Consider the following 18285-nt stretch of genomic DNA (forward strand, 5'->3'; position numbering starts at 1 on the left):
TAATGAAGGTGAGAAGATTATTTTCCGGCGCGGCCTGCCAGCAGGTCGTTGCAGAAGTCGTTCCAGACTTTCAGCCACAGATCGACGTGCTGTTCCATTTCGCGATAGCGGTCTTCCGTAATTGCCTGACAGAACAGGATCCATGCATCCTCAGAGTGACCATCTTCAATGGACTCTCCCGTCTCGCTTTCCACATGAATGCTGTGATAGCCCTGTGTGACGTCAATATCCGTCGCTTTATCCACGCCTTTCGCCCACGGCGTGGCGAAGTCATGGAAGACCGTCTCTGCCACGGCCAGCAGCCCAACCAACCGGGTATAATCGCCATATGCGTTCTCAAACGTCGCGCGGCAGGCCAGTGAGCTGGACATCGGCAGCCAGGCTTTCACCTCCTGCTCAGTCATCCCCAGTTGCTGGATGGTATTAAAGAACTGTACGTAGTGCGCCAGCGCAGGCTGGCCGTTGTAATTACCTTCGTTGTCTTCACCCGGATGGAAGCCGAGCTCATCCAGCAGGTTGATTTGCAGCAGAAAACGCGCTGCCATTTTCGCTTGTGCACCCAGCGGTGCTTCCAGTTGTTTCGCCGCGCTCAAGGCTTCAATCACAGCATCGGTGAAGACCTGTGCAAACGCGTGATAAAACTCCAGATGAAATACACGCATCTGTTGAATATCAAATTCGCCGCTGGTCATTTTTGAGAGAATGGGGTTGCGCATCAGCGGATGAGATTCAACCCTGTCGATAAGCCGGTTGGCAAATGCACGATTCTCGCGGTAAACGCGCTGATCAACCGTCGAGACAATAGCGTCCCGGCCCAACTGGCGGGTATTCAGTAATGATGTCATTTTAATATCTCAGATGAGTGAAAATTTACAGGGCAGAGACTCTGCCAATTGCCATTACAACTAACGCATACATTCCACAACTAAACGGGATAACCTGCACATACTTAAACGGTAGATAAAAACATGATGCAATCAACAGTACCGGAATACCCACCGAAAGTATCATCATGCAAATAACCGCGTAATATTTATAGAGATAAGGTACCGCGAGGCTATCAATACACATTCCATAGAGCATGGATATCAAGGGCAACATAATAAACGCGATATGTGCCAACCTTAACATCCGGCGATTTAAATCAGTATAATTTTCATGGCCTTTAGGAGCGCGGAAAGGTCCCTTAAAGGCATACATTCCCATTAATCCACCCATTAATATACCGACAACAATACCACTCCAGCCAAAGGCAATCAGTATTGCACTGAGATTAGCCACTCTTTTTCTCCTGATTTTTGTGCACAAATATAAGGCACCTGAAGAACGTCAGGCACCCTGGTTTATTACTTGTTAGTCCGAATATGACGTTTAAAAATCGCTATATTCTTTTTCCCTCGCAAACGAAATAGGCTTTTCAAAGCCGGGAATAGTGATGCCATTCATATCAATATTGATATCGTCTTCATTTATCCCCTGCTGTCCAAACAGATAAATAACGTTTAATTCGCCGTGAGAGGCAGCTTCATCGTAAGCACGGGCTTGTCGTTGCACCTGGCGGTTACGCTGCTGATAATCTGCAAAGGCCGGTTCGCCATAGCGTTTGCGCAACCATTGTTGGGTAAGCTTCGGCGAGTAAACCACCCCCGTGGCATTATTACCGCCGAAGCCTTTTGAATTAATAAACGCAATATGCCCCTGTTCATCCTCTAATTTGCAGTCCTGAACAGGGATGTGTAAACGCGCGTTATTCACCTGCGGCGCGATGTGCGGCACGCTTTTAATGCCCGGTAAAATGCCATAGCGGAAGACACCGAGACAGCTTATCAACTGGTCCCCGCTGGCAGGCCCCAGGGAGTGCCCCAGGTAAGATTTTACCGCCGTCACCGGCCAGTCGTGAATCGAAAAGGCTTGCGCAACACGGTCAAAAATATCCGCTTCCGAGACACAATTTTTCGGCGTGCTTGAACCATGAGCCTGGATAAACGATCCCTTTTGCACCGTCTCCAGTCCAACCATCGACACTGCAGAGGCGACAGCTTTCGCCATAGTGATGTAATTCCCCGGCCCCGGTGAAGCAATCGAACGCTTATAGCCATCAGCATTGATAAAGACGTTTCCCACAGAACCGTGGATCTCTGCGCCGAGCTGCATCGCCAGTTCGTCGTCCATCAACACGATATACTGGCTGGACTCGGCGATCACAAACCCACAGCTGTTGCCAAACGGACGGCTGCTGTTGCGCCAGTCGGCCGTCTCCGTCTGATCGATATGCCTGAGTTTGCTCTCTGTCGCCAGCGCGCCCATGGCATCAAAACCTTCAATCACCTCTGATGTAACCGGTGCTTCTGCGCTGCCTACCACGGCTACGCGAATGCGCCCTGCTTTTATGTCTTCGACGGCCGCATTCAGGTTATAAAGAAACGTGGCGCATGCTCCCAGCGTGGCGCTGGTGTGGCCCACGCTACCCAATACATAGGCATTGAGAAAATCGGCGCACATGCTGTTCAGGCCCAGCGGACACTGCTTGGCGCTGACGCGATGGCCCTTGAGACGCGACTGCAACATTCCGCCAAAGCCATACTCGTCGAGCTGTCCCATAATATTGCCCGAGTAGATACCCAGCTGATCCGGCGAAATTTTCGCCTGTATATCCCGCCACGGGATCCCCATAGCGTTGATCGCATCTGACGCCCCGACAACGGCCATTTGCAACGCCCGCGGGTGAAACTGTGAATTGTAATAGTCACCCGGCCGGAATCCTTGCGGCAGCAAACCTGCGGCCTGAACTTCCGTGCGCAACAGCGTCTCAATTCTACAGTCCATATCACCCCGGACGGTAATGCGCACGCGCTGATCCGTTAATTCCTCAGCATGCCATCCCTGCGGTAAGGGTTGAGGTAATTGTCTGGAAGAAATAATAAAACTAAAACCGTTTTCGTCCGAAGCCATATTCAATTTTGCATGACTAACGATGGCATCAACATCAAAATAATCGTCCGTGATTTTTCTGATAAGGGATCCTTCAAGCGCCTCGTTCTTTATCGTCGCGGCAGCCTGATCGGGCGTGAATCTTTTACCGGAAATGTCACAATATCCGCCTTCATCATATTTAAGAATGCCCATCAGGATGGCAAGCGATAATAACGTCTGCTGCCGTTCCTCTTCGGATAATGACTCAATAACCATTCGGCGAAATGCATGATGTGAAGAACTACGACCAGCCGGACCATAGCCACCAAATGCTGTTATTACGGGTAATTTCACCATAATCCATCCTGTATTGGTCGTGAATTTATTTTGTTATCAAGCTAAGACAATTTACAGATATTAGTTTACAAATCGCCAACAAAAGCTAATATGAAAAACCAGCCAAAATGCTGACTTTTTTGGCCAGGTTAAAGATGAGCTACCAAAAATAATAGTCAAAACAGGTATTAATCAAAAATGACAAATACACAAATAGGATTTGTGTTATGTGAACGCATGCTAAGTTCCGGCCTCAGTCTACCGATTGAAATGTGGAAATCAGCGGCCAGTAGCTATTTAGCTGAGCAAAAAACAAACGCCAACACAGATACGCCCCCAGCAAAGCGATCGCGTTTCAGGCTCTGTCGACCCGAAAGCATTTTGAAGGTCAATACCATCGGCATAAACAGTTTGCCGATCCGCACGCACAGTGGCTTCAGTATTACTGCCGACACCACGCTTGCCGACGACAGACACTACGATGTTATTTATATCCCGGCTCTGTGGCGCAACCCTCGCGCGGTGGTCAGACAACAGCCTGAGCTGCTGGCGTGGCTTTCTGAGCAGGCCGCACGAGGCACCCGCATCGCTGCCGTCGGAACCGGCTGTTGTTTTCTGGCGGAATCAGGGTTGCTTAACGGGAAACCCGCCACCACCCACTGGCACTACTTCCGGCAATTCTCACGCGATTACCCCAGCGTTAAATTACAAACTAAACATTTTCTCACCCAGGCCGAAAATATTTACTGCGCCGCCAGCGTTAAGGCCTTGTCAGATCTGACAATTCATTTTATTGAAACGATATATGGAAAACGGGTAGCCACACATACTCAACGGACATTTTTCCATGAAATTCGTAGCCAGTTTGATCGTCAGTGCTACAGCGAAGAAAACAAACCCCATCCCGATGAAAATATTGTGCAAATCCAGACCTGGATTAAAGCCAACTGCGCCTCAGATATATCAATGCAAAATCTTGCCGATATGGCTGGCATGAGTTTGCGCAACTTTAATCGTCGTTTTAAAAACGCCACTGACATGTCCCCTTTGCAATATTTATTAACCGCCAGAATTGAGTTAGCCATGAATATGTTGCAATCAACCAACCTGTGTATTCAGGAGATCGCCAACGCGGTTGGGTATCAGGATATTGCGCACTTTAATCGCCAGTTTAAACATAAAACCACGGTTTCACCGGGGGATTACCGTAAGACCGTTCGCGCAAAGATGTTTAGTGCATAATCCCGGATCATCTCTGATAATCACAAGATAGCCCCCGAGGAGAATCAGTGTGCAAGGCGTACCGGAACAATTTAGCGATGAGAGAGACAGCGCGCGCTTTCGCCATCTGGCGCAGTTGCCGGGTCTGGAACTTTATCACGCGCATATCGCTGACTACGCCTTTGAGCCTCACACGCATGAAGCCTTCGGCATCGGCACCATCGAAACTGGTGCCGAGCGCTTTCGCTATCGCGGTACCCAGCACCTGGCCGCTGAAAAATCCGTTGTCACCATGAACCCGGACGAGATCCACACCGGAGAATCGGCCACCGAAGGTGGCTGGCGCTACCGGATGGTTTACATCGAACCCGCTTTACTGGAAGAGGTGACTGGCCTGCGTCACTGGTGGTTTAGCGAGGTTACCCGCCACGACCCGCTGCGTTCGCAGCAAATCGGCCAGCTGATCTACGGCCTGTGGCATACCCAGGACCCGCTTGCGCAAAAAGGACTGCTGTTGGATCTGATTGAGACCTTCCAGCCGTTGGCCCATCACGCCCCAATAATTAAGGAAGGCGCGCACCGGTTCGAACGGGTACGCGAGTATCTGCACGACAACTACATGCACGCCGTGACGCTGGACGAGTTGGCCAACGTGGTTTCTCTCAGCCCTTACCATTTTCAGCGCCAGTTTAAAGCCCATTTCCACGTTACGCCGCACCAGATGCTGATGGCTATTCGTCTGTGGCGCGCCAAAGGCTTCCTTACGCACGGTATGCCCGCCGCCGAAGTGGCCGCCGCGACCGGGCTGACCGACCAGTCGCATTTAACCCGCGCGTTTACCCGCCGCTACGGGATTACGCCCGTCCGCTACCAGAAACAAGTTATCGGGCGCTGATGCGCAATCTCATACAATACGCGCGCAATCCCCCCTTCTACACTGAGTACAAAGTTAATTGATGTGGATGGAATAATGATTAGTGGCGTGTTGTATGCCCTGCTGGCAGGGCTGATGTGGGGGCTGATTTTTGTCGGCCCGCTGATTGTGCCCGAGTATCCGGCGGCCCTGCAGTCAACCGGACGCTATCTGGCGCTGGGGTTGATTGCCCTGCCGCTGGCCTGGCTCGGTCGTACGCGTTTACGTCAGCTCAACCGCCAGGACTGGATGACCGCGCTGGCGCTGACCATGATGGGCAACCTTATCTATTACGTCTGCCTGGCGAGCGCCATTCAGCGTACCGGTGCCCCGGTGTCGACCATGATTATCGGCACGCTGCCCGTCGTCATCCCCGTCTTTGCAAACCTGCTGTACAGCCAGCGCGATGGCAAACTGGCATGGTCAAAAATGGTGCCCGCGCTGATCTGCACGGGCGTCGGGCTGGTCTGTGTGAACATTGCTGAGCTTCGCCACGGGCTCGCTGATTTCAGCGTCTGGCGTTATGGCTCGGGGATCGGTTTAGCGTTTATTTCCGTCGCCTGCTGGGCCTGGTATGCCCTGCGTAATGCGCGCTGGTTGCGGGAGAATCCGGATAAACATCCAATGATGTGGGCAACGGCGCAGGCGCTGGTGACGCTGCCAGTCTCGCTGGTGGGTTATGCCGGGGCCTGTATCTGGTCTGCTCAGCAACAGCCGGACTTCGCCCTGCCCTTCGGGCCGCGGCCGTGGGTCTTTGTCGGGCTGATGATCGCTATCGCTGTGCTCTGTTCCTGGGTGGGGGCACTGTGCTGGAATATCGCCAGCCAGAAACTGCCAACGGTGATCTTAGGGCCGCTGATTGTCTTCGAAACGCTGGCCGGGCTGCTGTACACCTTCCTGATGCGCCAGAGCGTACCGCCGCTGTTAACGGCCTGCGGAATAGTGCTGCTGGTGATGGGGGTAGTGATGGCGGTAAGAGCGAAGCCGGAAAAACCGATGGTCGTTCCGGCGTCGGAGATGTGAGGCGTTTGCAGGGCCTGCAAAAACATAGGCCCGGTAAGGCGTAGCCGCCACCGGGCAAGCCTTTAGAACGTTTCCCAGTTAGCTTCAGACGCAGAAGCGACGGGCTGCGCCTTTGGCGTATAGGTTTTTACCGGAGCCGCCTTAACCGCCTGGCTGCGGGCAATTTTAAACACCGCTACCGCTTCGTTCAGGCGTGCCGCCTGGTCTTCCAGGGCGGCGGCCGCGGCCGCAGACTCTTCCACCAGCGAGGCGTTCTGTTGGGTAACACGATCCATCTCAGCTACCGCCTGGCCCACCTGATCGATCCCGCGGCTCTGCTCATCAGACGCAGAGGCGATTTCGCCCATAATGTCAGTGACGCGAGTCACGGCGTTAACAATCTCCGCCATGGTCGCTCCGGCCTCGTTCACCAGCTGCGAGCCTGCGTTAACCCGCTCACCAGAGTCATCAATCAGCGCTTTGATCTCTTTCGCCGCCTGGGCGCTGCGCTGAGCGAGCGTACGCACTTCACCCGCAACCACCGCAAAGCCACGCCCCTGCTCACCGGCGCGCGCCGCTTCAACCGCCGCGTTCAGGGCCAGAATGTTCGTCTGGAAGGCAATGCCGTCAATGACATTGGTAATTTGAGCAATTTTGCTGGAGCTGGTGGCGATTTCGTCCATGGTACGGACGACGCCTTCCACAACGTTACCGCCCTTCTTCGCCGTTGAGGAGGCATCAAGCGCCAGACGGGAAGCCTGACGGGCATTGTCGGCGTTTTGTTTCACCGTTGCCGTCAGCTGCTCCATACTGGCAGCCGTCTCTTCCAGCGAGGCAGCCTGCTGTTCGGTACGGGAAGAGAGATCGTTACTGCCCGCAGAGATTTCCCCCGCACCGGTGTAAATGGTATCCGCACCTTCACGCACCACGCCCACGGTGTTTGCCAGCGCGGTTTGCATCTCCTGGACGTTTTGCGCCAGCACGGCCATCTCGTTTTTACCCTCAGCATGGATCGGCTGGGTTAAATCACCGGCGGCAATGGCGCGGATATGGCTTATCACATCCTGCAGCGGCAACAGCAGCACACGGCGCATGGCAATCCAGCTGGAGATAATCACGATAATCACCAGCAGCATGACCGCAGAGAGGATCCACAGGATACGCTTGTAATCGCTTTCGTTATCTTTGATCCCTTTGTCCGTAAGCACGGCCTGGGCTTCACGCCATTCCCGGTACACATTTTGCATCGCGGTCTGTTTCTGCTCCGCATTCTGCTTGAACATCTCTTCCAGATTGCCCTGAGAGAGCAAAACGTTCATTTGGGTCAGCGTCGCGGAGTAATTGCGATACTGCTCTTCCAGGCGGTTCGCCAGGTTGGGATCCAGCCCTGGGGTATTCGGTAAGGCATAGTATTTGTCGTAATGAGACTGGGCATTGGCCAGCAGGTTTTTCGCCGTGTTCACCAGCTCGTTGAGCTGCCCGCCGTTAATCTGCGAAGCCATGCTACTTTGCAGACGCAGCATGCCGCGGTTCAGGGTGACGCGTGCCTGGTTCAGGCTAATCCATGCATCGGTAAACTCCGCCACGTTCTTGCTGGATAGCTGCGACACGGTGAAGTTATCTTTGTCGTTATTCAGCGCGTTAATAAAGATACCGGCGGAGACGAGTTGCATGATGCCGAGCACAAGCAGCACCGAAATCAAAAGGGTAATGACTTTTATACGTTTAAACATGCGTTGCCTTTGTTATATGCAGGTTGTCTGACGTGGATATATCGGCAGGCGCGGCGGGTTGTTTACTGTTTCTCCACTGTAAAAAAGTTTCTAAAGTCATTTTCTGCGTTCATTCAGTGAGTTAAACGCGGGAATTTTTTTGTGATCCACATCGCATTTTCACCCTTGCCTCTAAAGGGTTATAGCACTGCCATAAAGATGCATTTAATATGCATCTTATATTCTTGATGATGAGGTAACTGCTATGGCCTTCCGCGACCAACCCCTCGGCGAGCTGGCGCTCTCCATCCCTCGCGCTTCTGCGCTGTTTCGTAAATACGACATGGATTACTGCTGCGGCGGTAAGCAAACCCTGGCACGTGCGGCCTCGCGCAAAGAACTGGATGTCGGGCTCATTGAAGCGGAACTGGCGCAGCTGGCAGAGCAGCCCATCGACAAAGACTGGCGCACGGCCCCGCTTGCCGAAATCATCGACCACATTATCGTGCGTTACCACGACCGCCACCGTGAACAGCTGCCGGAGCTGATCCTGCAGGCGACCAAAGTGGAGCGCGTACACGCCGACAAACCTTCCGTGCCGCGCGGCCTGGCGAAATACCTGACCATGCTGCATGAAGAACTCACCAGCCACATGATGAAAGAAGAGCAGATCCTCTTCCCGATGGTCAAACAGGGAATGGGCAGCCAGGCGATGGGGCCAATTAGCGTGATGGAAAGCGAACATGACGACGCGGGTGAGCTGCTGGAAGTCATCAAACACACCACCAATAACGTCACGCCGCCGCCAGAAGCCTGCACCACATGGAAAGCGATGTACAACGGTATTAACGAGATGATCGACGACCTGATGGAACACATCAGTCTTGAGAACAACGTTCTGTTCCCGCGAGCATTGGCAGGGGAATAAAAAAGGCCACTGAAGCCTGATGACAGGGAGAGGGTGCAAAAACTAAAAACGGCAACCGAAGTTGCCGTTTTGCTTTTACCTTACGCCTGCCATTCGTTTCTTACCAATGAACAGCCAGCCCAATCCAAGCGCAATGAACCACAGCGGCGTGACGATCAGCGCCTGACGGGTGTCATCTTCCAGCGTCAGCAGAACCAGCACGAACGCGAAGAATGCCATACACACCAAGCACATCAGCTTGCCTAATGGCATCTTGTAGATTGATTTCTCGTGCAGGTGTGGGCGCTGTTTACGATACACCAGGTAGGAACAGAGGATGATCGTCCAGACGAACATAAACAGGATCGCCGAGACGGTGGTGATCATGGTGAACGCACCGATGACGCTCGGGTTCACGTAGAGCATTACCACACCACCCAGCAGGCACATGCAGGAGAAGGTCAGCCCTTTCGCCGGTACGGCACGCTTAGAGAGTTTGGCAAACGCGCTCGGCGCAACGCCTTCCTGCGCCAGGCCAAACAGCATGCGGCTGGTTGAGAACACACCGCTGTTCGCCGACGACGCAGCCGACGTTAGCACCACGAAGTTAATCAGGCTCGCTGCCGCAGGCAGTCCCACCAGCACGAACAGCTCAACGAACGGGCTCTTGCTTGGCACAACGGAGCTCCACGGCGTCACGGACATAATAATGATCAACGCGAAGACGTAGAACATGATGATACGAACCGGAATGGAGTTGATTGCGCGCGGCAGGGATTTTTCCGGGTCTTTGGTTTCCGCAGCGGTGGTTCCGACTAGCTCAATCCCCACAAAGGCAAACACCGCAATCTGGAAACCGGCAAAGAAGCCGCTGATGCCTTTCGGGAACCAGCCGCCGTCATTCCACAAATGGGTAAACGAAGCCTGTACGCCGGTTGGCGACTGGAAATGCGTCAACACCATTACCAGGCCCACCACAATCAGCGCCACAATAGCGACAATCTTGATCATCGCGAACCAGAACTCCATCTCACCGAACATCTTAACGGTAGCGAGGTTGAGGCTCAGCAGCAGAACAATCACCGCCAGCGAGGCGACCCAGTCCGACAGACCGGGGAACCAGAACTGCGCATAGGCGGTAATGGCGACGACATCCGCCATGCCGGTCACGACCCAGCAGAACCAGTAGGTCCAGCCGGTGAAATAACCCGCCCAGGGGCCGAGCAGGTCGGAAGCAAAATCGCTGAAAGATTTGTATTCGAGGTTGGAGAGCAGCAATTCACCCATTGCACGCATCACGAAAAAGAGCATAAAACCGATGATCATATAAACGAAAATGATCGACGGCCCGGCAAGACTGATGGTTTTGCCTGAGCCCATAAACAGCCCGGTACCGATGGCACCCCCGATGGCGATAAGCTGAATATGACGGTTTGTGAGATTGCGCCGTAGCGACTGTTCAGACGTCGCCTCTTCTGTCGCGGCGACTTTGACCTGATCTACCATGTAATTTTCCTGTTTATGCCTGTCTGTGTTGTTAAGGCTCTTCTGGCCTTTAAAACGTCAAATAAATGACGGTCCCTCTGTAAGGGTTTATCGATATTAGGTAAGAATCGGCGGGATGAATACTATGATTTAGATATTATGTTAATAATATGTTGGAAGTGAGTGTCATATCACTCATACAGCGCGAAACAGCTCACAAAAATACACGCAACAGTTTCGTTTGCAAGATAAAATATTGATTCCGTCGTAACTATAGGTTTTAACACTATTTTCCTCTCCCCGGACGGAGAGAGGAAATAAGAAAAGCCGATTACAGGATTTCCAGCAGCTCGACTTCAAACACCAGGGTGCTGAATGGCGGGATGGACGCGCCAGCGCCACGCTCACCGTACGCCAGGTTGTGCGGGATAGTCAGTTCCCATTTGGAGCCGACTGGCATCAGGGTCAGGGCTTCAATCCAGCCTGCGATAACGCCGTTAACCGGGAATTCAGCCGGTTCACCGCGTGCAACAGAGCTGTCGAATACCGTACCGTCGATCAGTTTACCGGTGTAGTGCACGCGAACGTGGTCAGTGCGTGCCGGGATAGCGCCGTCGCCCTGGTTGATTACGCGGAACTGCAGGCCAGACTCGGTGCTGTTCACGCCTTCACGCTCACGGTTCTCTTCCAGATATTTCACGCCTTCTGCCGCCATCTCTTCGAAGCGCGCGCGACGCACTGCGTCAGCACGTTCGTGGATTTCACGCAGCGCACGGTGGACAACATCAACCGGAACGGCTGGCTGTTTGCCTTCCAGCGCGTCAGCGATACCCGCCACCAGCGCTTCTGGTAACAGACCTTCCAGGCCGGATTCGCTCAGTTGCTGTCCTACCTGCAAGCCGATACCGTAACTTGCCTGCGCTTCGATAGTGTCAAAAGTCGGGGTGGTCATGGGTTTTCCTTCCATCACATTTAAAGTAGCGGGCAGCATAGCAGCCATGCCCTTATGGGTAAAACTTTGTCTGAAGTTAAGGTGACAAACTGCGACGAAACAGAAACAATAGAGGTAACCAGGATTAATCCCGAACGGATGTCACGGATGTCGGGTTTGCTACGCCGTTCAGGCAGTTAGCGAACTATACTTCGGAGCACAGGATAAAAAAGACGCGGAGCAGGAGGAGAGCCATGCCCGGGCGATTTGAACTGAAACCTACCCTGGCGAAAATCTGGCAGGCGCCGGACAATTTTCGCATTATGGACCCGCTACCTCCCCTGCATCGCAGAGGGATCATCATTGGTGCGCTGCTGGTGATCGTCGGTTTCCTGCTCCCTTCTGGCGGCGATGATGTCGACACTGCGCCAGTCACCCGCAATGCGCAACTGGATCTTCAGTCGCAAACGCGTCCGCAACCTGACGCGCAGCCTATGCAGACACAGCTTGTGACGCCGTCTAACGATCCGGGTCAGGTTGCTCCGGTTGAGCCAGAGCCGATTCAGGAAGAACAACCGCAGGAGCAGGCCGTCACCCCGTCTGAACCACAGACACAGCAGCCCACCGGTATTGAGCAGCAGTGGCGCTCCTACCGCGTAGAGCCGGGCAAAACGCTTGCTCAGCTGTTCCGCGATCACAACCTGCCACCAACCGATGTCTATGCGATGGCCCAGGTAGAAGGTGCGGGCAAGCCGCTCAGTAACCTGCAGAACGGCCAGATGGTGCAGATCCGCCAGAATGCCAGCGGCGTGGTGACTGGGTTAACGATTGATACGGGTAATGGCCAACAGGTGCTGTTTACCCGCCAGCCAGACGGCAGTTTTATCAGAGCACGGTAATGGCGTAGGCCGGGTAAGGCGAAGCCGCCACCCGGCACTTTTGTTCTCAGGCACTCCGTTTATTCACCCACCAGATCCCCGAGCAGACCAGCACCAGCGCAATCGCGTATTTAATCTCCAGGATGTTTTCCCCCAGGAAAATAGCGGACAGTACCGTCCCGGCGACGGGGATCACAAAGTTGAACGGGGCAATCATACTGACGCGGTTCACTTTCAGCAGGGCGCTCCACAGAGCGAAGGCGACGGATGAGAGCAACGTCAGATACCCCAATACTGCCACCGCGGTGAGGCTATGCACTTCCAGCGTCCCACCCGTGGCATATCCCCCTGCCACCAGGGCAAGGCCACCAATACCCAGTTGCCAGCCGGTCATCACCGTCGGATCGACCGTCTGGGAGATACGTTTTCCGTACAGCGTGGCGGCGGAGAGGATGAACGCCGCCAGCACCACAAACCCGTCACCATTCCAGACAAAACGGAAATCACTGAGACCACTGTGGAAGTTCACCAGCATCACCCCGGCAAACCCCAGAATACAGCCCAGCGTTTTGTTATAGCTGAGCTTATCGTTGAGGTAGATAAAATGCGCCAGCAGTACGCTGAAGAAGGTGCCGGTGGCGTTCATGATCGAGCCATTAACGCCCGTGGTGTACGCCAGCCCGATATAAAAGAAGGTGTACTGAATGGTGGTCTGCGTCAGCCCCAGGATCGTAAGCTGACCAAACTGCGTGGGCGTGAGCCTGGCGATGGGTTTACGCTGAGCCAGCGCAAACAGCAGCAGCAATGCCCCGGCGAACAGAAAACGGTACCCGGCAAAGACGACTTTTGACGGAATATCATCGGTTGCGATCTGAAAGAGTTCATAGCCACTTTTAATGGCCGGGTAAGAGCTACCCCAGAGCAGACAGCAGAGTGTAGCGCAGGCGTAGGCTACATTGCGACGGGCAAAGACGGGCGTAGACAGAGCGGTTTCCATGGCAAATCTCAAAGATAAAATTGCGTTTCATTTTATTATCAGAGAATGCGTCAGGAATAGCTACCATACAAGATGTAAAGTGACGTTCAGCAGGCTTTAAAAAGCAAAACGCCGGCACAAGGCCGGCGCTTTGACGCGAGCAGAGTAAAAAATTACTCAGCTACAACGTTAACAACCAGTTTAGCGAACACTTCGCTGTGAACCTGGAAGTCAACTTCGTGCTCACCAGTGGTACGCAGAACACCGTTCGGCAGACGAACTTCGCTCTTAGCCACTTTAACGCCTGCTGCAGAAACTGCATCAGCGATATCGCGGGTACCGATGGAACCGAACAGTTTACCTTCGTCGCCAGCTTTGGAAGCGATGGTAACAGTGCCCAGTGCGTTGATTGCTTCAGCGCGAGCGTTAGCAGCCGCCAGAACGTCAGCCAGTTTGGCTTCCAGTTCAGCACGACGTGCTTCGAAAAACTCTACGTTTTTCTTGGTAGCAGGAACAGCTTTGCCCTGTGGAACCAGGAAGTTACGAGCGTAGCCCGCTTTAACGTTTACCTGATCACCCAGGCTGCCCAGGTTTGCTACTTTATCAAGCAGAATAACTTGCATTACCTTATCCTCTTAAAGTCGTATTAATGGACCGTGCCCGATTACTGATGACGATCAGTGTACGGCAGCAGAGACAGGTAGCGAGCGCGTTTGATAGCGCGAGCCAGCTGACGCTGGTATTTTGCACGAGTACCGGTGATACGGCTTGGGACAATCTTACCGCTTTCGGTGATGTAGTTTTTCAGCGTTGCGATATCTTTATAGTCGATCTCTTGAACGCCTTCCGCGGTGAAACGGCAGAACTTGCGACGACGGAAATAACGTGCCATATGGCTAGTCTCCAGAATCTATCAAATCAATCTGCTCGGCATGCAGAACCATTTTGCTCAGACCGTTCTTTGCCTTGTGGCAAGAGATGAACCCCTGAACGATTACTGCACTACCGACCGTTAAACTGTGAGTAATGGCCTGGTTTTCGTGTCCGCTAATGATAACGGGCATTTGGCACCACGCCTGCCGGTGAAACCCGGCTTCCTCTTGCACAGAACGATGCTCAAGCACGAACTGGCAATGCGGAATTCCTGATGGACTGACCTTTCGAAGGGGAGCCCTGCATACGATGCCGGACAACGCCAGACGGTTGGTCATCAGAAATTACTCTTCAGAATCCCCAGCATCAGAATCATCTGCGGTTTCGTTTGCGAAATCATCGCGACGCTCACGGCGCTCGTCTTTCGCTTTAACCATCGGAGATGCTTCGGTAACTGCGTGTTTAGTACGCATAACCATGCTGCGGATAACGGCATCGTTGAAGCGGAAGTTAGTTTCCAGCTCATCGATCACTTCCTGCGGAGCTTCAACGTTCAGCAGAACGTAGTGTGCTTTGTGCAGTTTGTTGATCGGGTAAGCCAGCTGACGGCGGCCCCAGTCTTCCAGACGGTGGATCGTGCCCGCTGCTGCAGTGATTGCACCAGTGTAGCGCTCGATCATACCCGGAACCTGTTCGCTCTGGTCAGGATGGACCATAAAAACGATTTCGTAATGACGCATCGAATTGCTCCTTACGGATTATTCAGCCTCCTGTCTGGGTCAGCCGAGGCCCGGGGAGGCAAGGAACGTGTTAAAGGTCGGCTGAAAAATTGACGCGTCATAATACTTGCGCGCCCCTGGAAACTCAAGCTGATTGCACAAATAATTCGCACAAACCGCAAAGCTGGTCTAAGTGGGTGATTTAAAATTAATCGCATCAGGAAGCGTTGTTTTTTTGAACAACTGCATCAGAAATGGTCACGCATCCTCGCCGGATAAGTGATTACACTTTAATCAGAGACCATTTAAACACCGAAGGAGAGCAATCAACCGTCTCACAGCACGCAGTCGTGGAGCGCATATCATGAAAAAAATCGCAATTGCCGTAATGGCTGCGCTTTTGCTCAGTGCAAACGCGATGGCAGCCATCAAGATAGACAGCCGACAGGCCAGAAACATGGATGATGTGCAGAGCTTAGGCGTAATTTACATCAATCATAATTTCGCCACAGAGAGCGAAGCAGATCAGGCTCTTAATAAAGAAACCGATGCTCAGGGGGCAAATTACTATCACGTCATACTGATGCGTGAGCCCGGCAGCAACGGCAATATGCACGCCAGTGCAGATATTTACCGATAACCTTTTAACGCTAGCACCAGGAAAGCCAACAAAGAGAACATAGCCATAGTTTGACTTGCCCCCTGCCCGGGGGCTTTTTTTTTGGTTCTGACTCACTTCTGCCCGTAATAAGCATTAGGCCCATGCTTGCGCATGAAGTGTTTGTTCATCAGGTAATCATCAATGCCCTGAAGCTGTGGGTTGATGTCGCAAGCAATCCACGCCATACGAGCCACCTCCTCCATGACTACCGCGTTATGGACAGCGTCATGCGCATCTTTACCCCAGGCGAACGGACCGTGCTGATAGACCACAATGCCCGGCGTGTGCAGCGGTTCGCTCTCACCCAGCGTTTCGATAATGACCTTACCCGTGTTGAGCTCGTACTCGCCTTCCACTTCTGTCTGCGTGAGTGCCCGCGTGCAGGGAATGTCACCAAAGAAGTAGTCCGCATGCGTGGTTCCCAGAGCCGGAATTGCCCGCCCCGCCTGTGCCCAGGCTGTGGCATGCGTAGAGTGCGTATGCACTACGCCGCCAAGAGAAGGGTAACGCCGGTAGAGCGCCAGATGGGTGGCTGTATCTGAAGAAGGGCGCCATTTGCCGTCGACAACGTTACCCTCAAGATCAACCACCACCATATCGTCAGGGCTCATGGCGTCATATGCCACGCCGCTGGGCTTAATCACCACGAGCCCCTGCTCACGGTCGATGGCGCTGACGTTTCCCCAGGTGAAGGTCACCAGTCCATAGCGCGGAAGATCCATATTAGCGTCAAAGACCTGCTGCTTAAGGTTACGCATGTTCAGCCTCCAGTAAGCCGGCCCGTGCCATACGTTCCCGTACCCAGTCGCGAGCGTTAGCCACTTCACCTGCCGGGTCATCTGACGTTTCGCTCCACATCTCAATCAGGTAAGGTCCGCAATACCCCGCCTGTTTGAGCGTCTGGAAGCACCGTTCGAAATCCACCACCCCGGTGCCGAACGGAACGTTTTTGAATACCCCAGGACGCGTATCTTTGACATGAACCGCGACGATATGGCCCATCCCCGCCAGCAGTTCCATTTGTACGTCGTTATCCCACGCCGACAGGTTGCCGATATCAGGATAGAGCTGGAACCACGGATTGTTCAGGTAATGCGCATAGCCCAGCGCCTTGCTGATCGAGTTCATTAACGGATAGTCCATGATCTCCATCGCCAGCGTCACCTGCGCGCGGCTAGCCATCTCAACGCTCTCTTTCAGGCCGTCACGAAAACGACGACGCGTTTCGTCATTGGCTTCCTGATAGTAAACGTCATACCCGGCAAGCTGTATCACGCGAATACCCACATCCTGCGCAAAACGAATGGCTTTACGCATGATCTCCAGCCCCTGCGCGCGCACCGTATCATCTTCACTGCCAAGCGGAAAACGACGGTGGGCACTAAGGCACATGGACGGCACGCGCACGCCCGTTTCGGCGACCGCACTCACCAGCGCCAGACGCTGCTCCTGGCTCCAGTCGAGGCGAGAAAGACGTTCATCGGTCTCATCCACGGACATTTCGACAAAATCGAAGCCCAACTGTTTCGCCAGTTTCAGCCGCTCCAGCCAGCACTCCCCCGCGGGGAGTGCCTTTTCATAAATGCCAAGCGGGACCTGTTTAGACAACATACCCGCTCCTTAGCCCCAAAGCTGAGCGATTGAACGTTTGAACTGACGTGCCGCTTCCACCGGAGACGCGGCATCACGAATGCTGCGACCCGCGATAAAGACGTGAATAGGGATACCTTTAAACAGCGGCAGATCTTCCAGCGCCAGGCCACCGGTAACGGTCACTTTAAAGCCCATGTCAGCAAGACGTTTAATGGCGCTGATATCTGCGTCTCCCCACGCCACGCCGGCGGCCTGCGCATCACGGCTGCGGTGATAAACGACCTGCTGAATGCCAGCATCGCGCCACGCCTGGGCCTGTTCCCAGGTCCAGAAACCGGTCAGTTCAATCTGCACATCGCCGTTGAACTCTTTCGCCACATCCAGCGCACCTTTCGCAGTGTTGATATCTGCACAGCAGATCACGGTGACCCAGTCGGCATTAGCTTCAAAACACATGCGGGAGAGAATTTTGCCTGCATCGGCAATCTTGGCATCGGCCAGCACGATTTTATGCGGGTAGAGCGCTTTCAGATCGCGAACGGCGCGCACGCCTTCACCTACGCACAGAATGGTGCCAACTTCGATAATATCCACCTCTTCCGCAATCAAGCGGGTGGTTTCATACGCATCGGACAGAGTCTGGTTATCCAGCGCGACCTGCAACATTGGTAATGACATTTTCAATTCCTTCTTAAACTGCCGCCGCTGTGGCGTTATCAATTAAATCCAGCACTTCCTGCTCGGTGCGGCAGGCGCGTAAACGATCAAAATTCGCTTCGTCATCAAACAGGTTAACGATCTGCATGATGCCAACCTCCTGATGGGTATTGGCATCGACGGCCGCCATGGTGATCAGGATGTCGACCGGGTCGTTATCTTCATGGTTAAACACCAAAGGCGTTTTCAGCGTTACCAGCGCGAAGCCGGTTTTCTTCACGCCCTCTTCCGGGCGGCCGTGCGGCATCGCTAGTCCTGGCGCAATCACAAAATAAGGACCATGCTGCGCCACACCATCAAGAATGGCCTGGTAATAACGCGGCTCGACAACATCGGCCTTAACCAGCAGATCCACGCTCAGCTTCACCGCCTCCTGCCAGGTGCTGGCCTCGGCCTGTAAAAGGATGGAGTTATTCTCAGCCAGCGAATCACGTAGTTTCATGTGGCG

At 53.6% G+C, this 18285-nt stretch carries 21 protein-coding genes; 6 read left to right on the forward strand and 15 right to left on the reverse strand.

What is annotated here, in order from left to right; all coding sequences use genetic code 11:
• Positions 1 to 17 precede the first annotated feature (17 nt).
• The 3 genes from NQ842_RS21855 to NQ842_RS21865 all read right to left on the reverse strand — a co-directional run bounded on the left by NQ842_RS21855 (position 18) and on the right by NQ842_RS21865 (position 3270).
• Entirely contained in the window at positions 18 to 845 is an 828-nt protein-coding gene (locus NQ842_RS21855; protein WP_023619708.1) for an iron-containing redox enzyme family protein, read from the reverse strand.
• Between the two features lie 25 nt (positions 846 to 870).
• Positions 871 to 1281 (reverse strand): membrane protein, encoded by a 411-nt coding sequence (locus tag NQ842_RS21860; RefSeq protein WP_014830407.1) that lies wholly within the window; start codon positions 1279 to 1281, stop codon positions 871 to 873.
• 90 nt (positions 1282 to 1371) lie between these two features.
• Positions 1372 to 3270 carry a beta-ketoacyl synthase gene (locus tag NQ842_RS21865; RefSeq protein ID WP_047360698.1) on the reverse strand — a complete coding sequence of 633 codons (1899 nt, stop codon included), beginning with the start codon at positions 3268 to 3270 and terminating at the stop codon, positions 1372 to 1374.
• 177 nt (positions 3271 to 3447) lie between these two features.
• On the opposite strand from NQ842_RS21865, the gene NQ842_RS21870 reads away from it, so the two are divergent.
• From NQ842_RS21870 to NQ842_RS21880, 3 genes are all read left to right on the forward strand, one after another.
• Positions 3448 to 4491 carry a GlxA family transcriptional regulator gene (locus tag NQ842_RS21870; protein WP_029882391.1) on the forward strand — a complete coding sequence of 348 codons (1044 nt, stop codon included), beginning with the start codon at positions 3448 to 3450 and terminating at the stop codon, positions 4489 to 4491.
• Positions 4492 to 4540: 49 nt separating this feature from the next.
• On the forward strand, positions 4541 to 5365 hold the full coding sequence (locus tag NQ842_RS21875; protein WP_257256331.1) for an AraC family transcriptional regulator: 825 nt from the start codon (positions 4541 to 4543) through the stop codon (positions 5363 to 5365).
• A gap of 75 nt (positions 5366 to 5440) precedes the next feature.
• A complete protein-coding gene (locus NQ842_RS21880) occupies positions 5441 to 6406 on the forward strand; it encodes a DMT family transporter (RefSeq protein WP_257256332.1) in 966 nt (321 codons plus the stop codon).
• A 62-nt stretch (positions 6407 to 6468) separates the two neighbouring features.
• On the opposite strand, the gene NQ842_RS21885 is transcribed toward NQ842_RS21880, so the two are convergent.
• A complete protein-coding gene (locus NQ842_RS21885) occupies positions 6469 to 8118 on the reverse strand; it encodes a methyl-accepting chemotaxis protein (RefSeq protein WP_014830402.1) in 1650 nt (549 codons plus the stop codon).
• A 244-nt stretch (positions 8119 to 8362) separates the two neighbouring features.
• Between NQ842_RS21885 and ytfE the strand changes: the two genes are divergently transcribed.
• Positions 8363 to 9025, forward strand: coding sequence for an iron-sulfur cluster repair protein YtfE (gene ytfE / locus NQ842_RS21890; protein WP_014830401.1), 663 nt, complete (start codon positions 8363 to 8365; stop codon positions 9023 to 9025).
• A 75-nt stretch (positions 9026 to 9100) separates the two neighbouring features.
• Here the strand turns inward: ytfE and cycA are convergent, their stop codons facing one another.
• Both cycA and fklB read right to left on the reverse strand, forming a co-directional pair.
• The gene (cycA, locus tag NQ842_RS21895) at positions 9101 to 10510 is read right to left on the reverse strand and encodes a D-serine/D-alanine/glycine transporter (RefSeq protein WP_047360701.1); all 1410 of its coding nucleotides are present in this window, start codon (positions 10508 to 10510) and stop codon (positions 9101 to 9103) included.
• A 310-nt stretch (positions 10511 to 10820) separates the two neighbouring features.
• Positions 10821 to 11441 carry an FKBP-type peptidyl-prolyl cis-trans isomerase gene (gene fklB / locus NQ842_RS21900; protein WP_008502892.1) on the reverse strand — a complete coding sequence of 207 codons (621 nt, stop codon included), beginning with the start codon at positions 11439 to 11441 and terminating at the stop codon, positions 10821 to 10823.
• Positions 11442 to 11674: 233 nt separating this feature from the next.
• On the opposite strand from fklB, the gene NQ842_RS21905 reads away from it, so the two are divergent.
• The gene (locus tag NQ842_RS21905) at positions 11675 to 12319 is read left to right on the forward strand and encodes an OapA family protein (protein ID WP_014830399.1); all 645 of its coding nucleotides are present in this window, start codon (positions 11675 to 11677) and stop codon (positions 12317 to 12319) included.
• 46 nt (positions 12320 to 12365) lie between these two features.
• Here the strand turns inward: NQ842_RS21905 and NQ842_RS21910 are convergent, their stop codons facing one another.
• The 5 genes from NQ842_RS21910 to rpsF all read right to left on the reverse strand — a co-directional run bounded on the left by NQ842_RS21910 (position 12366) and on the right by rpsF (position 14887).
• Complete coding sequence (locus NQ842_RS21910; RefSeq protein WP_047360702.1) at positions 12366 to 13295, reverse strand: DMT family transporter; 930 nt, start codon at positions 13293 to 13295, stop codon at positions 12366 to 12368.
• A gap of 152 nt (positions 13296 to 13447) precedes the next feature.
• The gene (rplI, locus tag NQ842_RS21915; protein WP_008502894.1) at positions 13448 to 13897 is read right to left on the reverse strand and encodes a 50S ribosomal protein L9; all 450 of its coding nucleotides are present in this window, start codon (positions 13895 to 13897) and stop codon (positions 13448 to 13450) included.
• Between the two features lie 41 nt (positions 13898 to 13938).
• Entirely contained in the window at positions 13939 to 14166 is a 228-nt protein-coding gene (rpsR, locus tag NQ842_RS21920) for a 30S ribosomal protein S18 (protein ID WP_000135199.1), read from the reverse strand.
• Between the two features lie 4 nt (positions 14167 to 14170).
• Entirely contained in the window at positions 14171 to 14485 is a 315-nt protein-coding gene (gene priB / locus NQ842_RS21925; RefSeq protein WP_008502895.1) for a primosomal replication protein N, read from the reverse strand.
• 6 nt (positions 14486 to 14491) lie between these two features.
• The gene (gene rpsF / locus NQ842_RS21930) at positions 14492 to 14887 is read right to left on the reverse strand and encodes a 30S ribosomal protein S6 (protein ID WP_014830397.1); all 396 of its coding nucleotides are present in this window, start codon (positions 14885 to 14887) and stop codon (positions 14492 to 14494) included.
• Positions 14888 to 15230: 343 nt separating this feature from the next.
• Here rpsF and yjfY point away from each other — a divergent pair, with 343 nt between their 5' ends.
• The gene (gene yjfY, locus NQ842_RS21935) at positions 15231 to 15506 is read left to right on the forward strand and encodes a DUF1471 family protein YjfY (RefSeq protein ID WP_014830396.1); all 276 of its coding nucleotides are present in this window, start codon (positions 15231 to 15233) and stop codon (positions 15504 to 15506) included.
• 92 nt (positions 15507 to 15598) lie between these two features.
• On the opposite strand, the gene NQ842_RS21940 is transcribed toward yjfY, so the two are convergent.
• The 4 genes from NQ842_RS21940 to ulaC are packed head-to-tail and all read right to left on the reverse strand — an operon-like array spanning position 15599 to position 18279.
• Positions 15599 to 16285 (reverse strand): L-ribulose-5-phosphate 4-epimerase, encoded by a 687-nt coding sequence (locus tag NQ842_RS21940; RefSeq protein ID WP_047360703.1) that lies wholly within the window; start codon positions 16283 to 16285, stop codon positions 15599 to 15601.
• On the reverse strand, positions 16278 to 17138 hold the full coding sequence (locus NQ842_RS21945) for an L-ribulose-5-phosphate 3-epimerase (protein ID WP_046887399.1): 861 nt from the start codon (positions 17136 to 17138) through the stop codon (positions 16278 to 16280). Before NQ842_RS21945 ends, NQ842_RS21940 begins: the two co-directional genes overlap by 8 nt.
• A gap of 9 nt (positions 17139 to 17147) precedes the next feature.
• Positions 17148 to 17798: a 3-keto-L-gulonate-6-phosphate decarboxylase UlaD gene (ulaD, locus tag NQ842_RS21950; RefSeq protein WP_013095305.1), complete on the reverse strand. Its 651-nt coding sequence runs from the start codon at positions 17796 to 17798 to the stop codon at positions 17148 to 17150.
• Between the two features lie 13 nt (positions 17799 to 17811).
• On the reverse strand, positions 17812 to 18279 hold the full coding sequence (gene ulaC / locus NQ842_RS21955; RefSeq protein ID WP_013095304.1) for a PTS ascorbate transporter subunit IIA: 468 nt from the start codon (positions 18277 to 18279) through the stop codon (positions 17812 to 17814).
• Positions 18280 to 18285: the final 6 nt, after the last annotated feature.

Source organism: Enterobacter cloacae complex sp. R_G8 (assembly GCF_024599795.1).
Classification (GTDB): domain Bacteria; phylum Pseudomonadota; class Gammaproteobacteria; order Enterobacterales; family Enterobacteriaceae; genus Enterobacter; species Enterobacter dissolvens.

What these genes read in the sequence shown, in the direction of transcription:
- NQ842_RS21945 (WP_046887399.1), bottom strand. Translation starts at nt 17,138, where the DNA reads ATGTTGTCTAAACAGGTCCCGCTTGGCATTTATGAAAAGGCACTCCCC.
- NQ842_RS21880 (WP_257256332.1), top strand. Translation starts at nt 5,441, where the DNA reads ATGATTAGTGGCGTGTTGTATGCCCTGCTGGCAGGGCTGATGTGGGGG.
- ulaD (WP_013095305.1), bottom strand. Translation starts at nt 17,798, where the DNA reads ATGTCATTACCAATGTTGCAGGTCGCGCTGGATAACCAGACTCTGTCC.
- NQ842_RS21940 (WP_047360703.1), bottom strand. Translation starts at nt 16,285, where the DNA reads ATGCGTAACCTTAAGCAGCAGGTCTTTGACGCTAATATGGATCTTCCG.
- cycA (WP_047360701.1), bottom strand. Translation starts at nt 10,510, where the DNA reads ATGGTAGATCAGGTCAAAGTCGCCGCGACAGAAGAGGCGACGTCTGAA.
- priB (WP_008502895.1), bottom strand. Translation starts at nt 14,485, where the DNA reads ATGACCAACCGTCTGGCGTTGTCCGGCATCGTATGCAGGGCTCCCCTT.
- ytfE (WP_014830401.1), top strand. Translation starts at nt 8,363, where the DNA reads ATGGCCTTCCGCGACCAACCCCTCGGCGAGCTGGCGCTCTCCATCCCT.
- NQ842_RS21865 (WP_047360698.1), bottom strand. Translation starts at nt 3,270, where the DNA reads ATGGTGAAATTACCCGTAATAACAGCATTTGGTGGCTATGGTCCGGCT.
- rpsF (WP_014830397.1), bottom strand. Translation starts at nt 14,887, where the DNA reads ATGCGTCATTACGAAATCGTTTTTATGGTCCATCCTGACCAGAGCGAA.
- fklB (WP_008502892.1), bottom strand. Translation starts at nt 11,441, where the DNA reads ATGACCACCCCGACTTTTGACACTATCGAAGCGCAGGCAAGTTACGGT.
- ulaC (WP_013095304.1), bottom strand. Translation starts at nt 18,279, where the DNA reads ATGAAACTACGTGATTCGCTGGCTGAGAATAACTCCATCCTTTTACAG.
- NQ842_RS21870 (WP_029882391.1), top strand. Translation starts at nt 3,448, where the DNA reads ATGACAAATACACAAATAGGATTTGTGTTATGTGAACGCATGCTAAGT.
- NQ842_RS21910 (WP_047360702.1), bottom strand. Translation starts at nt 13,295, where the DNA reads ATGGAAACCGCTCTGTCTACGCCCGTCTTTGCCCGTCGCAATGTAGCC.
- yjfY (WP_014830396.1), top strand. Translation starts at nt 15,231, where the DNA reads ATGAAAAAAATCGCAATTGCCGTAATGGCTGCGCTTTTGCTCAGTGCA.
- NQ842_RS21855 (WP_023619708.1), bottom strand. Translation starts at nt 845, where the DNA reads ATGACATCATTACTGAATACCCGCCAGTTGGGCCGGGACGCTATTGTC.
- NQ842_RS21885 (WP_014830402.1), bottom strand. Translation starts at nt 8,118, where the DNA reads ATGTTTAAACGTATAAAAGTCATTACCCTTTTGATTTCGGTGCTGCTT.
- NQ842_RS21905 (WP_014830399.1), top strand. Translation starts at nt 11,675, where the DNA reads ATGCCCGGGCGATTTGAACTGAAACCTACCCTGGCGAAAATCTGGCAG.
- rpsR (WP_000135199.1), bottom strand. Translation starts at nt 14,166, where the DNA reads ATGGCACGTTATTTCCGTCGTCGCAAGTTCTGCCGTTTCACCGCGGAA.
- rplI (WP_008502894.1), bottom strand. Translation starts at nt 13,897, where the DNA reads ATGCAAGTTATTCTGCTTGATAAAGTAGCAAACCTGGGCAGCCTGGGT.